Raw genomic sequence first — 19,182 nt, 5'->3', positions numbered from 1 at the left:
TTACTAAACAGGAGGTGTTACCTTCGTTCTCAAAGTCAGAACGAAGGCCTTAATTGGACATAGTTAATTTACTTATAGTTGCTTTGCTTATAGCTTTAACCGCATTTTTCGTAGCATCAGAGTTTGCGATCATTCGCTTAAGAAGCTCAAGAATTGATCAGTTAATCGCAGAAGGTAATAAAACAGCAGTTGCTGTCAAGCATGTCACGACTCACCTTGATGAGTATCTGTCGGCCTGTCAGCTCGGTATTACCATTACCGCCCTTGGTATTGGTTGGTTAGGGGAAGAAACAATTGCGCACATGCTTGCTCCACTATTTGTAGAGCTGTCCATTCCTCAATCAGCTAGTTCTATTGTCACTTTTATTATTGCGTTTAGTATTATGACGTTTTTACACGTTGTGGTTGGAGAACTTGCACCAAAAACACTCGCCATTCAAAAGGCGGAGCAAGTATCTCTTCTTTTTGCTAGACCGCTCATGATTTTTTACAAAGTGATGTTCCCGTTTATCTGGGTATTAAATGGATCTGCTCGTTTGTTAACAAAAGCGTTCGGTCTTCAGCAAGTTTCTGAGCATGACATGGCGCACTCTGAAGAAGAATTGCGGATTATTTTATCAGAGAGCTATAAAAGCGGCGAAATTAACCAGTCTGAATTCAAATATGTAAATAAAATTTTTGAATTTGATGACCGTCTGGCGAAAGAAATTATGATTCCTCGTACTGAAGTTGTCAGCTTCCCTCATGATATTACCATTGAGGAAATGCTGAAGGTGACCAAGGTAGAGAAATATACACGTTATCCAATTGAAGATGGCGATAAAGATAACATGATTGGTGTTCTGAACATTAAAGAGGTTCTCACTGCCTGCATTAGCGGTGAGTGTTCTACAAGTGATACAATCGAAAAGTTTGTCAACCCGATTATTCATGTGATTGAAACAGTTCCTGTACATGATTTATTGCTCAAAATGCAGCGTGAACGTGTACACATGGCGATTTTATCAGATGAATACGGCGGTACAGCAGGTCTTGTGACTGTAGAAGACATTCTTGAAGAAATCGTCGGTGAAATTCGTGATGAATTCGATATTGATGAAATCAACGAAGTTCGTAAACTTGGAGAAGACCATTACATCTTTGATGGAAAGGTTCTAGTTGACCAAGTCAACCTGCTCTTAGGTACGCAGCTTGATAACGAAGAGGTCGATACGATCGGCGGATGGTTCCTTACACAGAAATATGAAGTTGAGAAAAATGACACCATTCGTGAACAGGGCTATGAATTTATCATTAATGAAGTCGATGGACACCATGTGGTATATATCGAAGTCAAAAAGTTAAATGAACAATTAGCAGAAGCCGCTGAAGAAGGCGCTTCTTAAGAAAAAAAACGACCCTTGCCAAAGCAAGCGGTCGTTTTTCTTATGCCTTTTCCATTAATTGAGCTTCAAGTTCTTTAATTCTCGTGTTTAATACTTCCGTCATGGCACCTAACCGTTCTTTTGGCGGCAGATGCTCAAATTCTGACTGCTCAATCGGTTCACCGATAATTAAGCGCATTTTCCCCTTTTTGAAAAGACTTTTCGCATTGGACGGTCCTTTGTACGCTGCTGGAACGATTGGCGCTTTACCGAGCTGGGCAATGGTGACCGCACCTCTTTTTAAAGGTACATCCTCTGTTGTACGTGTTCCGCTTGGAAAAATCCCAACGATCTTCCCCTCTTTTAATAATTTAATGGGCGTTTTAATACTGCTTGGCCCAGGATTCTCTCGATCAACTGGAAAGGCATGAATCTTCTTTAAAAATCCACCGATCCATTTATTTGCAAACAATTCTTTTTTCGACATGTAGTGGATCTCAAACGGAAGAATCCCTGCGCCTAATGCAAGAACATCCACAAAACCCTCATGTGTACATGCAATGACAAACCCCCGATCCGTTGGCAGATTCTCTTTTTGATATACTTTGATTCCGCCTCGGAGAGAAAATAATACTTTGATGGTATAGCCTGAAAATTTATACATAGTGCACTTCCTTTGTTTGAAGAATGAAGGATTTGTTTCTATTATAACAAATTTTTTATTACCTGGTACTAAAAATTTCATGAAACAGCCAAACCATCACATCATTTTTCGTTAAGAATCACCGGTCTTTCTGTATCCAGGTCCATGGTTTTAGGAGAGAATAGAAGAGGAATTGTGTCCAAAATTGTCGTTTTTTAAGGTTTTTTCCTGATTTGTTCTATTGTAAATGCTTTATAAATGGCGTAAATTTCGCTATGATAAGGAGAAATGATTTTGATTCGGCGAAAGAGATGAGTAATGTACGGTATTGAGAAGTTTCGTGCAACTTTATGCCTTTCTTATGCGTGTATAACATAGAGGGGAGAAAAATCAGTGACGATCGATGAAATTTATCAAATGTATATGAACGATGTTTACAGGTTTCTGCTCTCCATGACAAAAGACAAACATTTGGCAGAAGACTTATTGCAGGAAACCTTTATGCGTGCTTATATACATATTCATTCCTACGACCATAGCAAAGTGAAACCTTGGTTATTTCAGGTGGCACGAAATGCTTTTATTGATTATGTCAGGAAACATAAAAAAGAAGTGACCATATCGGATGATCTAATTGGCGGCCTTTTACAAACGTCTGTACAAAGCCCTGCTGAACAGGTTGAAATAAAAGAAGTCCTCAACATGTATTTAGAGCAGCTTCCAGATAACTACAAGGAAGCGTTGACATTGTATTATTTAAAAGAACTGAATTACAAGGAAGCATCCAAGGTCATGAATATTACTGAAGCAAATTTTAAAAGTGTTTTATTTCGTGCAAGGCAGCGCCTAAAAGCACTTTACAACAGAGGTGTTAATGATGAATGAAGAGTTTAACAAGCGATGGGAACAATATAATAATGGTGAGATGAACGAGGAAGAAATGATGGCGTTTGAAGAAGAACTTGAAGAAAACGAAAAACGCTTAAGTCAGGAACTGAACGACTCGGATTGGACAGATTTTTCCATCAGTCCTGAAAAGCAAAAAGCCATCTTACAATACGGAAAAAGAAAGTCTTATTTACGGATTTCCGTGCTTGCTGTCATATCGACACTCATTATTTTACCGCTTTGTACATTAGGAAGTTATCTATACTACGGTGTTGGCGGAGCAGAGAGCAAAGGGAATCACTTCATGGAAACAGCCGCTGTCACCGTCGCTTTGACGAAACCAAACGTGGCGATTGATATGAAGGATTTAAAAGGCCAAGTCAAGCTTTTTGGGATGAACACCGAATTGAAGCTGCAAAAACAAATTGGCAATAAAACAGAAGCCATTGGCAGTGAACAAATCGAGATGTTTTTCGATAAATTAAAGCAGCCTACCATCTCTTATTATGGTGACAGCGCACGCGATACGGAGGATTTCTTTACCCATCCTTCGGCGCAGCCAGATGCATCAAAAAAACAAACACTCACTACTTTAGACAAGCTTCCTGAAGGAACAGTCAGTGAAGTGTATGTATCCTATGACAAAGCTTATACACCAAAGGACGTTTATTCCTTTGCTAAAAAATATGATATGAAAGTGCTCTGGAATGCGATTAAAACAGAGGATTCATTAAGCGGGAATCAGCGGCCAATCGGCTTCCCTGGGAAAGACTCTGAATTCTTAAAAGAGCTTCAGCACACATCAAAAACAGAGGTAGATCAATTTAAAGATGCCCTTGCTTATGTCGATCAGCACCCAACCTGGGCAAAAACGATCTCTGGCAGACCTGAACTGGATCTGTCAAACCGAATACGCTATATCAACCAAAATGGTGTCACGATTTATGGCTCTGTGATCACAGGTCCTTCGAAAGAAATCGAGAAATTTGTGAAGACAAAACGCATTAAAACGGCAAAAGTGAGCGAGGTGGAATTATGGAATTGGTAAGAATTTTTAAAGAGCATAATGTATTTGGCTGGATTTCCGTCGGTACAGCGATATTATCCCTGCTCATGCTGAACCTCGCCATTATCAGCAACGTGACATTTTATTCTTTTCAGATGCTTCCTTTTGCAATGGCCGCAGTTCCATTTGGCATTATTGAACTGTTCATTAAAAAAGGCCGTACGGGCCCAGGGTTCCTTGGTGTCGTACTGAATATCTTTGTTATTGTTTGTGTCTACACCATCGTATCGATCGATGTCGATCTTCAATTAGGTTTTTAAATCTCATTAGATGAATAGCCAGTGTTACTTGACTAACGCCAAGCAGCACTGGCTTTTTCGTATTTTCTTAAATATACCCAACGGTAAGTCTACAGCGCAAATAAAAAAAGACTGCTTCATAAGCAGTCTCAGGCTGTCGAGAAAATCTCGACAGCTTTATTTTTTCCTTAAACTTTCCATCTCCTCATTTTATAATAGAGAAAAACCCACTTAAGGAAGGTGTTTTTCTCATGTTCCACACTAGAAATTCTTCTCAGCACGAAGCCGAATTTGTATTGCTAGATCAACTGGTCGAAGAGGATCACCTGCTTCGTAAAATTGATCAGTACATTGATTTTTCATTTATCGTAGATAAAGTAAAACCGTATTATAGTGAGAATAAAGGTCGCCCTTCTCTTGATCCACTTATTTTGTTCAAAATGATGTTTATCGGATACCTGTACGGTATCCGTTCTGAAAGACAACTTGAAAAAGAAATTTACTATAACATGGCGTATAGATGGTTTTTAGGTTTGAACATCAATGACCCCGTTCCTCATCACTCGACCATTAGCTGGAATCGTCGTACTCGATTTAAAGATACAACGATTTTTCAAGATATTTTTGATGAAATTGTGCTTCAAGCCATCAATCATGATATGGTAGGAGGCCGCGTTCTTTTTACTGATTCAACTCATCTTAAAGCCAATGCCAATAAACATAAATATACGAGAAAAACGATTGAACAAGATACCCAGAACTATATAAATGAATTAGAAGAAGCGATCCAAGAAGATCGGGTGGCACACGGAAAAAAGCCCTTAAAGGTAAAAGAGGAGGTGAAAACGAAAAAAGACATTCGTCAAAGTATGACTGACCCTGAGAGTGGCTATCTTTATCGTGAAAATAAACCGGAAGGCTTTTTCTACCTAGACCACCGTACAACGGATATGAAGTACAATATCATCACGGATGCCCATGTCACGCCCGGCAATATCCATGATTCTATTCCGTATCTTGATCGATTGGATCACCAAATCGCCCGATTTGGTTTTCAAGTAGAAGCTGTTGCCCTTGATTCTGGTTATTTGACAACCTCAATCTGTAAAGGTTTATCGGATCGCCATATTTTTGGTGTCATCGCACATAGACGCTTTCATCCAACAAGAGGATTATTTGAGAAGTGGAAATTTCAGTATGATTCTGAATCTGATCACTACATATGCCCAAATGGCGAGAAGCTATTATATACGACAACTGATCGAAAAGGTTATAGGTTCTACAAATCAGACCCTAAAAAATGCGTATCGTGTCCTTTCCTTGAGAGCTGTACAAGATCGAAAAATCATCAAAAAGTGATCTCAAGACATGTATGGGAGGAACACAAAGAAAAGATCAGACAAAATCGTCTGTCTGCCTCTGGAAAAGAGCTATATAAAAAAAGAAAAGAAAAAATAGAGCGAAGCTTTGCAGATTCAAAACAACTGCACGGGCTTCGCTACTGTCGGTTGAGGGGAAAACAAAACGTGAGTGAGCAAGTTCTCCTCACAGCTGCGTGCCAGAACATGAAGAAGATTGCCACACACCTAGCGAAGCTAGGCTAGGTGTGTGGGAGGCCTTTTTCATTAAATCCCATCCATCATAATTACGATGAAAATAAAAAAGATTGTAGAAAAACATGAGTTTCTCTACAATCTGAGACTGCTTCATAAGCAGTCTCTTAGAATAAATTAGTTCACAAATGTTTTCGCTCCAAGGTAAATCGGCTTCCAGTAGCTTGAATTCATATTACTGATCGTCACACCATCAGAAGCAGCATGAATAAACTTGTTGTTCCCAATGTAGACACCCATGTGAGATGGACCCGATTTATATGTTGTAAAGAACACAAAATCGCCAACCTTTGGTGTTGATACGCTTTTCATTGATCCCCAGAAACCTTCAGTTGTTTGTCTTGAAATCTTTTTTTGTTTGTTAATGATATACCACATAAACCCGCTGCAATCAAAACCCTTTGGTGTCGTTCCACCCCATCTATATGGTGTGCCATTGTGCGCTTTAGCATCTGCTACAAGCTTAGACGTGTTTAAAGAAGAAGCAGAAACTGTTTTTTCTTTAACAGGTGTTGTCTTCACTTTTTTAGATGTCTTTTTGACCTTTAGCTTTTGCCCAATTTTGATAAGGTTTGTTTTGAGTTTATTTAACGATTTCAGCTCTTTTACAGTCATGCCGTACTTTTTGCCGATTTTAGATAATGTATCACCTTTCACAACTTTATGAGTAGCTGTCGCTGACGCCGCTTTTACTTTTGTTGTTGTTTTTGATGTTTTCGTAGTTTTTTTTGAGGAAGTACCATTTACTTTTAAAGTTTGTCCAACATAAATCGTGTTAGATTTTAGCTTATTGTCTGATTTAATCTTGCTCACACTTGTTTTGTATTTTTTCGCTAGAACAGAAAGAGAGTCACCTTTTTGAACTTTTACTGATTGTGCTGAGGCAGCTCCGGCAAATAATGTCGTCCCAAGTAGAACTGCACTTGCAGCTGTGATCAATTGTTTTTTCATTTGTTCCTCCTGTATGTATCTATCGTGATCCGAATTTTATCTACTTACTATTATAAGGATCAAATACCAGAAGAAATAGTCTTGACTTCCTACGACATTATGCTTATTAATTCGGCAAAATTTATTTTTTTTTAGGGTTCTTTATATTTCATTTTCATTACACAATCATGACAAAATAAACGCATCTTGTCATGGATAAATGATACATTCATTTCTCTTTTTGGTCCATTCTATGTAAAGTGGACCTTTACAATTTTAAAGTGAACTTTACGATCCTGTAAATGGGAATCCACAATTCTGCTCTACCATTGTAAACGTAAGAGCGATACATAAACAATGAGGAGGCAAAATGAATGAGTGTGTTGAAAAGCTCGAAAACGAAAATCGCTGCAGTAGCGGCAGCATCTGTGCTATCGATTGGCATTTTTTCAGGGATTGAATTTGGACAGGCTGACAAAGCAGAGGCTAAAAAGAAGCCAAAAAATGACGTGCAAAATGTGATCGTGCTGATCGGGGATGGCATGGGAACTCCTTATCTTTCAACTTACCGTTCATTTAAACACAACGGAGACCTTTCAAAACAAACAGCGTTTGACCCTTACCTCACTGGCATGCACAAAACATACCCTAACGACTCTAAAAGCAATATCACCGATTCTGCCGCAGCTGGCTCAGCAATGGCAACTGGTAAAAAGACTTACAACAATGCGATCGGTGTAAATAAAAACGGCAAAAAATTAAAAACAGTTCTAGAAGAAGCAAAACGGAAGGGAAAATCTACGGGACTTGTCGTGACATCTGAATTAACAAATGCCACCCCTGCTGCGTATGCGGCTCACGATGTATCGAGAAAAAATACAGCTGCCATCGCTGATGATTTCTTCGATGAAAAAATCGGAAAACAGCATACAGTCGATGTCATGCTTGGCGGAGGTCTTGTCGATTTTGTCCGGAAGGATCGTGATTTGACAAAAGAATTCAAGCAAGCCGGATATGATTATGTCACCAATAAAGATGCCTTACAAAAAAACAAAAATCAAAAGGTGCTAGGCATTTTTGCTGACGGTGGTCTTGATAAAGCGATTGATCGTGATAAAAAGACCCCTTCCCTGCAAGACATGACGTCCTCAGCCATTAAACAGCTGTCTAAAAACAAAAAAGGATTTTTCCTTATGGTTGAAGGCAGCCAAATTGACTGGGCTGGACATGATCATGATATTGTCAGTGCAATGAGTGAAATGAAGGATTTTGAAAAAGCATTTGAAGAAGCCATTCGTTTTGCAAAAAAGGATAAAAATACGTTAGTCATCACCACTGCCGATCATTCAACTGGCGGACTTTCCTTCGGAGCAGACGGCTCGGGCAGCTGGGATTACAAACCGGTAAAAGCAGCGAAAAAGACGCCTGACTTTATTGCAAACAAAATTGTCAGCGGCATGCCTGTTGAGTCAGCGTTGAAACAATATATCGATCTTGAATTTACAAAAGAAGAAATAGCCTCCATTCAAAAGGCTTCTGAAACAAAGGATGCTGTTAAGATTGATGATGCGATTGAAGAAGTGATCAACATGAGATCACATACAGGCTGGACAACATCAGGTCATACGGGTGATGAAGTTCCATTCTTTGCGTATGGCCCAACAAGCCAAAAGCTAAAAGGGCTGATGGAAAATACAGATCAGGCCAAACATATCTTTAAATTACTTAATCATCAATAAGACAAAAATCTTTGTAAGAGCAGGTGCACTAAGTACCTGCTCTTTTTATTGTTCAATCTTCCAGGTAAAATTCTGAAAATAAAGATATTGACAAATTGTTCATTTGTCTTACAATAAAACAAAAGAGTTTTTGGTAGCGCTTACCTTTCTTTTTAACAATTCACTTCACAGGAGGTTTTTAACCATGATTCAAGATAGAAAAGCACCAGAAGGCATATTAGGGTTTCCTATTGCCCCTTTTCAAGCAAATGGACAGCTCTCCGAGGAAGCACTATTTCAAAACATTCAATTCTTACTAGACGAAGGGCTTGATGCCATTTTTATTGCTTGTGGGTCGGGAGAATTCCAGTCTATTAGTCAAAAAGAATACGAGCAAATGATTGATGTGGCACTGGCAGCTGCCGGTGGTAAAGTCCCTGTTTATTCAGGAGTTGGCGGAAATTTAAATACTGCCCTGGAATGGGCGAGAATTTCCGAGGAAAAAGGCGTTGATGGTTACTTATTACTCCCTCCCTATTTAATTCATGGAGAACAAGAAGGACTATATGAATACGCCAAAACCATTATGGAAAGTACAAACTTAAATGCCATCTTGTATCAACGAGATAATGCTGTTCTCTCAGTGCAGCAAATCAAACGGCTCACTACTTTTGAACAGCTTGTTGGTGTAAAAGATGGGGTCGGTGATATGGATTTAAACGTGAACCTTTCCTATACGATAGGCGACAGGCTCAGCTATCTAAATGGATTGCCTATGGCAGAGGTCACAATGCCGGCTTACTTACCGATTGGTTTTCATTCCTATTCCTCCGCCATTTCAAACTATATCCCTCACATCTCAAGAATGTTTTATCACGCACTGAAGACTGGTGATCAGGAAATGGTCAAGGACATATACACAAGTGTAATTTTACCGATTAACCGGATTCGTCAACAGAGAAAGGGTTATGCTGTCTCATTAATTAAAGCTGGCATGAACATCATGGGGCATGCTGTCCGCAATTCAGCAAGACCACCTGTTGTCCCTGTAGAGAAAGAACACTATCAAGAACTAGAGAGCATTTTGCAGCACGCAATGGAACGCTTTCCTAAAAAAGCGGCTGTGAATTAACAATAGAAAGGAGATCATATTATGTCCATTTCAGTGAAACAAAAAACGTACTTCAATTATGTCAATGGTGAATGGGTAAAGGCTTCGACAGGAGAAGTGATCCCCATCCAGAATCCTGCCGACAAAGAAGAGGCCGTTGGATATGTACAGCGCTCAAGCCTTGAAGATGTGAACGCAGCCATCACTGCAGCACATGAAGCAAAGACAGCGTGGCGAGATTTATCAGGTGCAGAACGAGGACAATATCTTTATAGAGCAGCTGATTTGCTAGAGGAACGTCTCGATGACATTGCAGTCACTGCTGTAAAAGAAATGGGTAAAACACTTCTGGAGGCAAAAGGAGAAGCGGCACGCGGTGTGGCCATCCTGCGTTACTATGCCGGCGAAGGGATGCGAAAAGAAGGAGATGTCATTCCTTCTACTGATCGAGAAGCACTCATGTTCACTAAAAGGGTTCCATTAGGTGTTGTAGGCGTCATCTCTCCTTGGAATTTCCCTATTGCCATCCCTATTTGGAAAATGGCACCTGCACTCATTTATGGCAACACGGTCGTCATTAAACCTGCGACAGAAACTGCGGCTACTTGCGCAAAAATCATGGCCTGCTTTGCAGATGCTCACCTCCCAAAGGGAGTAGTCAATATGGTAACAGGGTCGGGAGCTGTTGTAGGTCAAGGAATGATTGAACATCCAAATATCCAAGGGATTACATTTACTGGATCCAATGCAACTGGTAAAGCTATCGGTCAAAAAGCCTTTGAACGAGGCATCAAGTATCAGCTTGAAATGGGCGGGAAAAACCCCGTTATTGTAGCCAATGATGCGGATCTTAATCTTGCGGTGGAAGCCACCATTACAGGAGCTTTCCGGTCAACAGGACAAAAATGTACAGCAACGAGCCGAGTCATTGTCCAAGAAGACATCTATGATGCCTTTAAAGAAAAGCTGCTTCAAAAGACGCAGGAAATCACTATTGGGGACAGTTTAAAAAAAGACGTATGGATGGGTCCAATCGCAAGCAAACAACAGCTTGATCAATGCCTTTCCTATATTGAAACAGGAAAAAAAGAAGGAGCTACCCTTCTCTTTGGCGGGGAACCATTAACAGATGGTGATTATCAGAATGGCTATTATATAGAGCCTGCCATTTTTGAACATGTCACCTCAGACATGACCATCGCTCAAGAAGAAATATTTGGGCCAGTCATTGCTTTAATCAAAGTGGGAGATATAAATGAAGCATTTCACATTGCCAATGATGTGGTATTTGGCTTAAGCGCTTCTATTTTCACACAAAACATCGGCCGTATGCTGACCTTTATTCAGAATATCCAAGCAGGGCTCATTAGAATTAATGCAGAAAGTGCAGGAGTAGAATTACAGGCTCCATTTGGTGGAATGAAACAATCAAGCTCTCATTCTCGTGAACAAGGAGAAGCGGCAAAGGAATTTTTCACAGCCATTCAAACGGTTTTCATTAAATCGTAAATTTGAAGCATTTGAGAGGGCACCTGCCCTCCTCAATTCTCTATTTAGAAAAGGAGAAGAAATTATGATAAATAAACTCTTCCATGCTTCACAAACTGATAAAAAAACCTCTGTCCGCTGGTTTATCGTCTTCATGCTGTTTCTTGTCACTTCTGTCAATTATGCGGATCGTGCTACCCTATCGATTGCTGGAGATTCTGTTCAGCATGATCTTGGTCTTAGCTCTATTTCAATGGGTTATGTCTTTTCTGCTTTTGGCTGGGCATATGTCATTGGCCAACTGCCTGGCGGTTATTTATTAGATAAATTTGGCTCTAAAATTGTCATTGCCTGCAGCATTTTCTTTTGGTCTTTGTTTACATTGCTTCAAGGTGCCATAGGTTTTTTTACAGCAGGTACTGCGATTATTCTTCTTTTTGCCCTGAGATTCTTAGTAGGGCTGGCTGAAGCTCCTTCTTTCCCAGGAAATAGTCGTGTAGTAGCTGCATGGTTTCCTAGTTCTGAACGTGGAACAGCTTCTGCTTTCTTTAACTCAGCTCAGTATTTTGCGCTTGTCATTTTCTCCCCTATAATGGGCTGGCTTACACATTCTTTAGGATGGCATTCTGTTTTTATTGTCATGGGCATTCTCGGTATCTTGTTGTCTATTCTTTGGTTAAAAACGGTCTATAACCCAAAACAGCACCCGAAAATTAATGCAGCAGAGCTTGACTACATTTCAAAAGGCGGGGCTTTGACCTCAATGGACGATGAAAAGAGCCAGCAAAACAAAGAACCAAAATGGCCATACGTGAAACAATTACTTTCAAATCGGATGTTAATCGGCGTTTACATTGCTCAATATTGTATTACCACCCTCACTTATTTTTTCTTAACGTGGTTTCCCGTGTATCTTGTTCAAGCAAAAGGATTGTCCATTCTCGAAGCAGGTTTTGTTGCTTCCCTGCCAGCTCTCTTCGGTTTTTTAGGCGGGATTCTTGGCGGCTTGTTATCCGATTTTTTATTAAAAAGAGGGAACTCGCTTACTTTCGCACGAAAGACACCGATTATTATAGGTATGTTTCTTTCATGCAGTATGATTATCTGCAACTATACAGAATCTTCTTGGATTGTTGTTGCGATTATGTCGCTTGCTTTCTTTGGAAAAGGATTTGGGGCACTTGGCTGGGCCGTTGTATCAGATACCTCTCCAAAGGAATGTGCGGGTTTAAGCGGCGGTTTATTTAATACCTTTGGCAACATTGCGTCTATTACAACCCCCATTATCATTGGATATATTGTAAATGCGACAGGCTCTTTCAGTGGTGCGCTCGTCTTTGTCGGAAGTAATGCCGTCATTGCGATCTTAAGTTATTTATTCCTTGTGGGTCCCATTAAACGTGTGAAGCTAAAAGAACCCCCTTCCACTCCACCGGCCCCAGTTCCATCAAGTTCAATTTGAGAACGTTTTATATAAAGGAGGATGCATATGAATCAACACTTAAAAGAAGTGAAAAAAGAACGAACAACCAATCTCCCTTACATTACTGACATGAAGGTGATTCCTGTTGCAGGCCATGACAGTATGCTTTTGAATCTAAGCGGAGCGCATGGACCTTTTTTCACAAGAAATGTTGTGATCTTAACCGATAGCAGTGGCCGTCAAGGAGTCGGCGAAGTTCCCGGCGGTGAAAACATTCGTCAAACACTTGAAAATGCCGCCAGACTTGTCCTCCAAAAACCAATTGGGCAACATCATGCCATCCTGCAATCGGTACAGCATACATTTCAAGACCTCGATACAGGCGGTAGAGGCAATCAAACTTTTGACTCTCGGACAACAATACATGCAGTTACAGCGATAGAAGCTGCTTTGCTGGATTTATTAGGTCAATTTTTAGAAGAACCGGTTTCTTCTTTATTAGGAACCGGTCAACATAGACAGGAAGTTGACATGCTTGGGTATTTATTTTACATAGGGGATCAGATGAAAACCCCTCTCCCCTATTTGAAAGAAGATCATTCATCTTGCAGCTGGTTCCGGCTTAGGCGTCAAAAAGCACTAACACCGATGGACATTGTCCGTTTGGCTGAAGCGGCTTATGAACGCTATGGATTTCAGGATTTTAAGTTAAAAGGCGGCGTCTTTTCTGGAGAAGAAGAGATGGAAGCTGTAGAATCTCTTTCAAAACGTTTTCCAAATGCCCGTATCACACTTGACCCTAATGGAGCTTGGTCTCTTGATGAGGCCATTCAGCTTTGCAAAGGAAAACAACATCTGCTTGCATATGCAGAAGATCCATGTGGAGCAGAAGACGGATTCTCATCCAGAGAAATTATGGCCGAATTCAAACGAGCTACAGGAATTCAAGTGGCTACGAATATGATCGCAACTGATTTCCGTCAGTTGTCACATGCGATCCAATTACATGCGGTTGATATTCCACTGGCGGACCCACATTTTTGGACAATGGAAGGTTCGGTCAGAGTAGCTCAAACGTGTCATGATATCGGCTTGACCTGGGGATCGCACTCTAACAATCATTTTGATATATCCCTAGCCATGTTTACACACGTTGCCGCTGCCGCACCAGGTCATATAACAGCCATTGATACCCACTGGATATGGCAAGACGGACAGCAATTAACCAAGAACCCACTTTCAATCAAAGAAGGTCGTATAAAAGTGCCTCAAGAACCTGGGCTGGGTATTCAAATTGATATAGAAAAGCTAGAGGAGGCCAACCGTTTATATGAACAAATGCAGCTTGGTGCAAGAAATGATGCCATTCAGATGCAATATCTCATCGATGGCTGGACATTCGATCCGAAAAAACCGTGTTTAATTCGGTAGTTTGACTGTAAATGATTGTGTTCCCCTTCATTTTGTCTTACAATTGAACAACTGAAGGGGGAGAATGACTCGTGAATGAAAGCATAGATGAACTAAAATTTGAAACTGTTAATCGAAAAACATTAGCAAAACAAGTCATTGAACGTATCGTTCATTTATTGTCTAGCGGGCAATTAAAAGCTGGTGACAAACTGCCGACAGAAATGGAACTAATGGAAATTCTATCAGTAAGCCGTCCTGTACTGCGCGAGGCTTTAAGTTCTCTTGAAACATTAGGTGTCATCACAAGGAAAACTCGAGGCGGCACATACTTTAATGATAAAATTAGCAACCAGCCTTTTTCTGTAATGCTCGCACTGGCTCAAGATAATTTACCAGCCATTATAGAGGCTCGAATGGTACTAGAACTAGGCCTTGTCACCATTGCTGCTGAGAAGATCAGTGAAGAAGAATTAAAAAAATTAGAAAAAACCATTGAAATGATTGAGAAAAGTACAGATAACAACTATGGTGAAGCGGATAAAGAATTCCATCGGATTATTGCCTTAAGTGCAAACAATCCCGTTGTTGAAGGTATGATTCAGGCGCTTTTAGTATCACATGCCAAGATTGACAGTCAAATTCCTTATCGAGAAAAAAAAGTGACCGTTAATTATCATCGGAAAATTTATGAAGCGCTTCGACTTAGAGACCCATATCAAGCACACTTCCATATGCATGAACATTTGAAGTTTGTACGTGATAAAATTTTAAAAGGGTTAAATCAAACGCCATGATGTGGAAGCGGATATGCTTCCTCTCCTCTAAAATGATAACGCTTTCGAAGGAGTGATCTCTTGAATCAAAAGGCACAGGAAGCACCCCTATATATTCAAGTAAGCCCAAAGGACAATGTGGCAATCATCGTTAATGATGGTGGATTACCAGCTGGCACTGTCTTTTCGAGTGGATTGTCGTTAACCGAACGAATCCCTCAAGGGCATAAAGTAGCACTTAAGACTATAGAACAGCATGCTCCAATTATCCGATATGGTGAAATCATTGGGTACGCTAACGAAACCATCCTGCAAGGAGGTTGGGTGAAAGAGCAGCTTGTTCAAATGCCAGCCCCTCCTCCTTTAGAAGAATTATCATGCAAAACATACAGCGGCTCTCCTCTTAAAAAGCTGGATGGCTATGAATTTGAGGGCTACCGAAATTCAGATGATTCTGTTGGTACTAAAAATATTCTCGGAATTACAACAAGCGTGCAATGTGTCGTGGGGGTTCTTGACTACGCCGTCAAAAAAATCAAGGAAGAGCTGCTGCCGAAATATCCAAATGTCGATGACGTTATTCCCCTCCACCATCAGTACGGCTGCGGTGTAGCCATTCATGCACCAGATGCGTTCATTCCCATCAGAACCATCCAAAACCTAGCCACACATCCAAACTTTGGAGGAGAGGTGCTGATCATTGGATTAGGCTGCGAAAAACTCGTACCTTCACGCATCGTCTCAGAAGATCAGCAACAAGATATTTTAACCTTACAAGAAGAATCAGGCTTTTCTTCAATGATTACCTCCATTATGAAGGCTGCAGAGCACAAACTAATGAAACTCAATGGACGGACGCGCGTCCCTTGTCCTGTATCGGATTTAGTGGTGGGCTTACAATGCGGAGGAAGCGATGCATTCTCAGGTGTAACGGCAAACCCTGCCGTTGGATATGCAGCAGATCTTCTTGTCAGAGCAGGCGCAACCGTTCTTTTTTCAGAAGTGACAGAAGTGCGGGATGCCATTCACCTATTAACACCAAGGGCTGTTAATGAAAAAACGAGGCAGGCACTTATACGGGAAATGAATTGGTACGACAATTATTTAAACAGAGGGCAGGCAGATAGAAGTGCAAATCCTTCCCCAGGAAATAAAAAAGGCGGTTTATCCAATGTCGTAGAAAAGGCGCTTGGCTCTATCGTCAAATCTGGCACAAGTCCAATATCTGGTGTGATTGGGCCTGGTGAGAAAGCAGCAACCAAGGGATTAATATTTGCTGCTACGCCGGCAAGCGATTTTGTCTGCGGGACACTGCAGCTCGCCTCTGGCATGAATTTGCAAATTTTCACAACAGGCAGAGGGACTCCATACAGTCTAGCAGCTGCACCCGTAGTAAAAGTGTCTACGAGAACCAGCTTACAGACACAGTGGCCAGATCTTATTGATTTTGATGCAGGCCGTATTGCAACTGGAGAAGCAACAATTGAGGAAGTGGGTACAGATATATTTCACTATATATTAGATGTCGCCAGCGGCAGGAAAGAAACATGGGCCGATCATTGGGGGATTTATAATGATCTGTGCCTATTTAACCCAGCCCCAGTCACATAAAAGAAGATGTCCGTTTTAGGACATCTTTTCTTTTGATCATTATGCGAGATATTTCCTATGAACCCCTTTTCCATCGTATGAAAACATCACTTCTTTTCCTTCAAGAACTGACTCGATATGCACACTTCTTCCCCATAGCTGATGCAAATAAGGGAGTACTTTTTCTAAGTATTTCAGATCAAGTTCAATGCCTTCATACCAATGTTTTATATAGAGTTCATTGTTTTTCAAATAGTCGCCATCCATCACGGTCAAATAAGGAAAGCCGCCATTGACCCTCATGCTGACTAGCTGATCACGAACAGCCTTCCATTCTTTATCGATGACTTTATAGTCTCTCCCCTGCTTTTGAAACAAGTACAAATCTTCTCTCATCACAAGGTCTTTTGTTAAGTAATTTCGAATAAAGGAAATATCTGATTCAATTTCCCTGACTTCAAACATTTTGCTGCGGCCCGATCCTTCTGTCACCCCTGCTTTTTTTAATTCTTCACATGGGTTGTCATAGCGCTCTTCGATATCTTCAAAAATCTTCAGACCTAAATAGTAAGGATTGATGCCTGTTTTAGATGGCTGCACCACGCCTGCATTTAATTTGGCAAACTCAATCGATTCACTTGAATCTAAATCAAGCTCACGCATAATCCGCTGATGCCAATACGAAGCCCAGCCTTCATTCATAACCTTTGTTTCCAGCTGCGGCCAAAAATAGAGCATTTCCTCCCTCAGCATGGTGAGGACGTCCCGCTGCCACGGCTCTAGCTCCCGGGAGTGCGCCTCAATAAAGAGTAAAATATCTTTTTCCGGCTTTGGCGGAAATTGTTTGACGATTTTCTTTTTCTCATGCGTCTTCGGCTCATCCATTCCCCACAAATCATCATACGGCGTCTGACGTTTTGGTTTATCATCTTCATATTCTTCTTCATCGTCCATATTCCAGCTTAGTTTTGAACGAACAAGAGACGGATCAATATGCTCCTGTAGAGCCAATACGGCGTCTAAAAAGGATTCCACTTCTTTTGTTCCATGAAGATGCTCATATTCTTTGATCCGCTCTGCCGCTGCTGACATGCTTTCTACCATGTCTCGTTTTGTGTTTTGGAAACGGCAATTATTTTTGAAGAAATCACAGTGTGCCAGTACATGAGCCACAATTAATTTATTTTGAACAAGCGTGTTGTTATCAAGTAGAAAGGCGTAGCAAGGATTTGAATTGATGACCAGCTCATAAATTTTGCTTAACCCTAAATCATAATGAAGCTTCATTTTATGAAATTGCTTCCCAAAGCTCCAGTGGCTGAATCGTGTTGGCATTCCGTATGCACCGAACGTATAAATAATTTCCGCGGGACAGATTTCATACCTCATCGGATAAAAATCTAGACCAAATCCTTCTGCAATTTCTGTAATTTCATCAATGGCTCTTTGTAAAAGACGTTTTTCAGATACGCTCAAGGAAACCATCCCTCCTCATCGGACTTATCCCTACTATATGAGCGCACCTAAAAAAACATGATGTTCCGCCATTCGTTTAGACGACTTCCATTTCTTTCGTGGATTGCCCGCCGAATGACTCGAAATGAATATTCTGTTCTGGAATTCCCAGCTCTTTTAGCATATGAATCATCTCCTGTGTAAACACCGGGGAACCGCATAGATAAAATTGGCCTTTCCCTTCTCCAATCACTGATTGAAGGAATGGGCGGTCAATGCGGGAAGCTGCCTTCTCAACAAGCTCACCCTTACCAGGCTGCGCAAATTGTTCATTACATAAGATGATGCGGCCATGAGAAGCTGCAGCTAGAACTCGTTCAAATTCATTTTCAAAAGCAGTTACATCCTCTAATCGATCTGCATGAATCATTGTAAATGGCTGGCTGTTTTGCGCTGCTGTTTTCATTAAACCGATCATTGGTGTGACACCAGAACCAGCACTAATAAAATAAACAGGCTCTTTAGTGTCTTCTTGCAAACAGAACATTCCCTGTGGCATACTCACTTGAAGAACGTCCCCTTCTTCCATTCCATCATGCAAAAATGTAGACACATGACCATCACGCTTTACTGTAATGCGGTAATAAGAAGGATGATGCTGATCTGATAAGCTATATTGTCTGCTGCACATATAAGCTTCACCCGGCATATCTGCCTGTACCGTAACATATTGGCCTGCTTCATACATTGGCAGCTCTGATTCATCTTCTGGTACTAAGTAAAAGGAGATCAGCGATGAAGATTCCTGTACCTTTTTCTTAATCACAAACGGCTTCACATCTGCCCATCCGCCAGTTTGCTTTACATTCTCCTCCATCATTTCTGCTTCAATCGTGATAAAAATATTTGCAATAATGTCATATGCGGCCTTCCAAGCTAAAAGCGTGTCATCTTTTTCCGTTAAACCAAACACTTCTTTCATCGCTTCAATGAGGTGATATCCGACGATTGGATATTGCTCTTTTTTGACCATCACACTGACATGCTTATGGGCAATCTGTTTGACCGCAGGAAGTAATTCTTCTAATCGATCGATGTGCAGTGCTGCTTGATATAGTGTCGCAGCAAGCGCCTCTGGCTGACTTCCGTTCATGAGGTTTGTTTGATTAAATTGATTGAGTAGTTCTGGGTGCTGCCGAATCATATTTTGATAAAAAACAGTCACAAGTTTGGTTCCCTCAGCTTTTAATAGAGGGGCTGATTGTTTAATGGCATTCATTTGATCTTTAGATAACATCGTCATTCCTTCTTTCAAAAAGGTGTATTTTAAATACATCTTTATCGTAATGGATGACAGCTTATAAAAGCAATATTTATAATACATGTTTTAAATGTTGTCACATTTAACACTTTCTCGAACAGTTTTTGTCTAAAATGTGTTACGATGATACAAAACTCTATCAGGTTT

The 19,182-nt window shown here is 40.7% G+C and carries 16 protein-coding genes; 12 read left to right on the top strand and 4 right to left on the bottom strand.

The genetic code is table 11. The features are described from left to right. The first annotated feature begins 53 nt into the window (after window positions 1–53). Window positions 54–1,385 (top strand): hemolysin family protein, encoded by a 1,332-nt coding sequence (locus GKC25_RS04540; RefSeq protein ID WP_012009419.1) that lies wholly within the window; start codon window positions 54–56, stop codon window positions 1,383–1,385. A gap of 40 nt (window positions 1,386–1,425) precedes the next feature. Here GKC25_RS04540 and GKC25_RS04535 read toward each other — a convergent pair whose 3' ends face one another. Then, window positions 1,426–2,028, bottom strand: a complete 603-nt coding sequence (locus GKC25_RS04535; RefSeq protein ID WP_034663683.1) for a lysophospholipid acyltransferase family protein — start codon at window positions 2,026–2,028, stop codon at window positions 1,426–1,428. A 372-nt stretch (window positions 2,029–2,400) separates the two neighbouring features. On the opposite strand from GKC25_RS04535, the gene GKC25_RS04530 reads away from it, so the two are divergent. From GKC25_RS04530 to GKC25_RS04515, 4 genes are all read left to right on the top strand, one after another. Further along, window positions 2,401–2,892 carry a sigma-70 family RNA polymerase sigma factor gene (locus GKC25_RS04530; protein WP_003211938.1) on the top strand — a complete coding sequence of 164 codons (492 nt, stop codon included), beginning with the start codon at window positions 2,401–2,403 and terminating at the stop codon, window positions 2,890–2,892. Next, window positions 2,885–3,943, top strand: coding sequence for an anti-sigma factor (locus GKC25_RS04525; protein ID WP_034663685.1), 1,059 nt, complete (start codon window positions 2,885–2,887; stop codon window positions 3,941–3,943). Before GKC25_RS04530 ends, GKC25_RS04525 begins: the two co-directional genes overlap by 8 nt. After that, window positions 3,931–4,221 (top strand): hypothetical protein, encoded by a 291-nt coding sequence (locus GKC25_RS04520; protein WP_034663689.1) that lies wholly within the window; start codon window positions 3,931–3,933, stop codon window positions 4,219–4,221. Before GKC25_RS04525 ends, GKC25_RS04520 begins: the two co-directional genes overlap by 13 nt. A gap of 230 nt (window positions 4,222–4,451) precedes the next feature. Next, window positions 4,452–5,804, top strand: a complete 1,353-nt coding sequence (locus GKC25_RS04515; RefSeq protein WP_106038609.1) for an IS1182 family transposase — start codon at window positions 4,452–4,454, stop codon at window positions 5,802–5,804. Window positions 5,805–5,930: 126 nt separating this feature from the next. Here GKC25_RS04515 and GKC25_RS04510 read toward each other — a convergent pair whose 3' ends face one another. Further along, on the bottom strand, window positions 5,931–6,764 hold the full coding sequence (locus tag GKC25_RS04510; protein ID WP_034663692.1) for a C40 family peptidase: 834 nt from the start codon (window positions 6,762–6,764) through the stop codon (window positions 5,931–5,933). A 353-nt stretch (window positions 6,765–7,117) separates the two neighbouring features. Here GKC25_RS04510 and GKC25_RS04505 point away from each other — a divergent pair, with 353 nt between their 5' ends. From GKC25_RS04505 to garD, 7 genes are all read left to right on the top strand, one after another. Next, a complete protein-coding gene (locus GKC25_RS04505; protein ID WP_342689566.1) occupies window positions 7,118–8,482 on the top strand; it encodes an alkaline phosphatase in 1,365 nt (454 codons plus the stop codon). A gap of 184 nt (window positions 8,483–8,666) precedes the next feature. Continuing rightward, complete coding sequence (gene kdgD / locus GKC25_RS04500; protein WP_106037892.1) at window positions 8,667–9,593, top strand: 5-dehydro-4-deoxyglucarate dehydratase; 927 nt, start codon at window positions 8,667–8,669, stop codon at window positions 9,591–9,593. Window positions 9,594–9,614: 21 nt separating this feature from the next. After that, window positions 9,615–11,081, top strand: a complete 1,467-nt coding sequence (gene gucD, locus GKC25_RS04495; protein ID WP_187704422.1) for an alpha-ketoglutaric semialdehyde dehydrogenase GucD — start codon at window positions 9,615–9,617, stop codon at window positions 11,079–11,081. A 64-nt stretch (window positions 11,082–11,145) separates the two neighbouring features. Next, entirely contained in the window at window positions 11,146–12,522 is a 1,377-nt protein-coding gene (locus GKC25_RS04490; RefSeq protein WP_045210060.1) for an MFS transporter, read from the top strand. A 21-nt stretch (window positions 12,523–12,543) separates the two neighbouring features. Next, window positions 12,544–13,914, top strand: a complete 1,371-nt coding sequence (locus GKC25_RS04485; RefSeq protein WP_376745156.1) for an enolase C-terminal domain-like protein — start codon at window positions 12,544–12,546, stop codon at window positions 13,912–13,914. A gap of 71 nt (window positions 13,915–13,985) precedes the next feature. Further along, entirely contained in the window at window positions 13,986–14,690 is a 705-nt protein-coding gene (locus GKC25_RS04480; RefSeq protein WP_034663709.1) for a FadR/GntR family transcriptional regulator, read from the top strand. A 60-nt stretch (window positions 14,691–14,750) separates the two neighbouring features. Then, window positions 14,751–16,280, top strand: coding sequence for a galactarate dehydratase (gene garD, locus GKC25_RS04475; protein ID WP_034663712.1), 1,530 nt, complete (start codon window positions 14,751–14,753; stop codon window positions 16,278–16,280). Window positions 16,281–16,319: 39 nt separating this feature from the next. Here the strand turns inward: garD and GKC25_RS04470 are convergent, their stop codons facing one another. Together GKC25_RS04470 and GKC25_RS04465 are read right to left on the bottom strand one after the other, a co-directional pair. After that, window positions 16,320–17,744: a SpoVR family protein gene (locus GKC25_RS04470; protein WP_376745155.1), complete on the bottom strand. Its 1,425-nt coding sequence runs from the start codon at window positions 17,742–17,744 to the stop codon at window positions 16,320–16,322. A gap of 67 nt (window positions 17,745–17,811) precedes the next feature. Beyond that, window positions 17,812–19,011: a globin domain-containing protein gene (locus GKC25_RS04465; RefSeq protein ID WP_034663717.1), complete on the bottom strand. Its 1,200-nt coding sequence runs from the start codon at window positions 19,009–19,011 to the stop codon at window positions 17,812–17,814. Window positions 19,012–19,182 lie beyond the last annotated feature (171 nt).

This window comes from Bacillus pumilus (genome assembly GCF_038738535.1).
Taxonomy (GTDB): Bacteria; Bacillota; Bacilli; order Bacillales; family Bacillaceae; genus Bacillus.
Note: the sequence above shows the minus strand (reverse complement) of the source record. Positions and strands in the feature narration are given on the sequence as shown.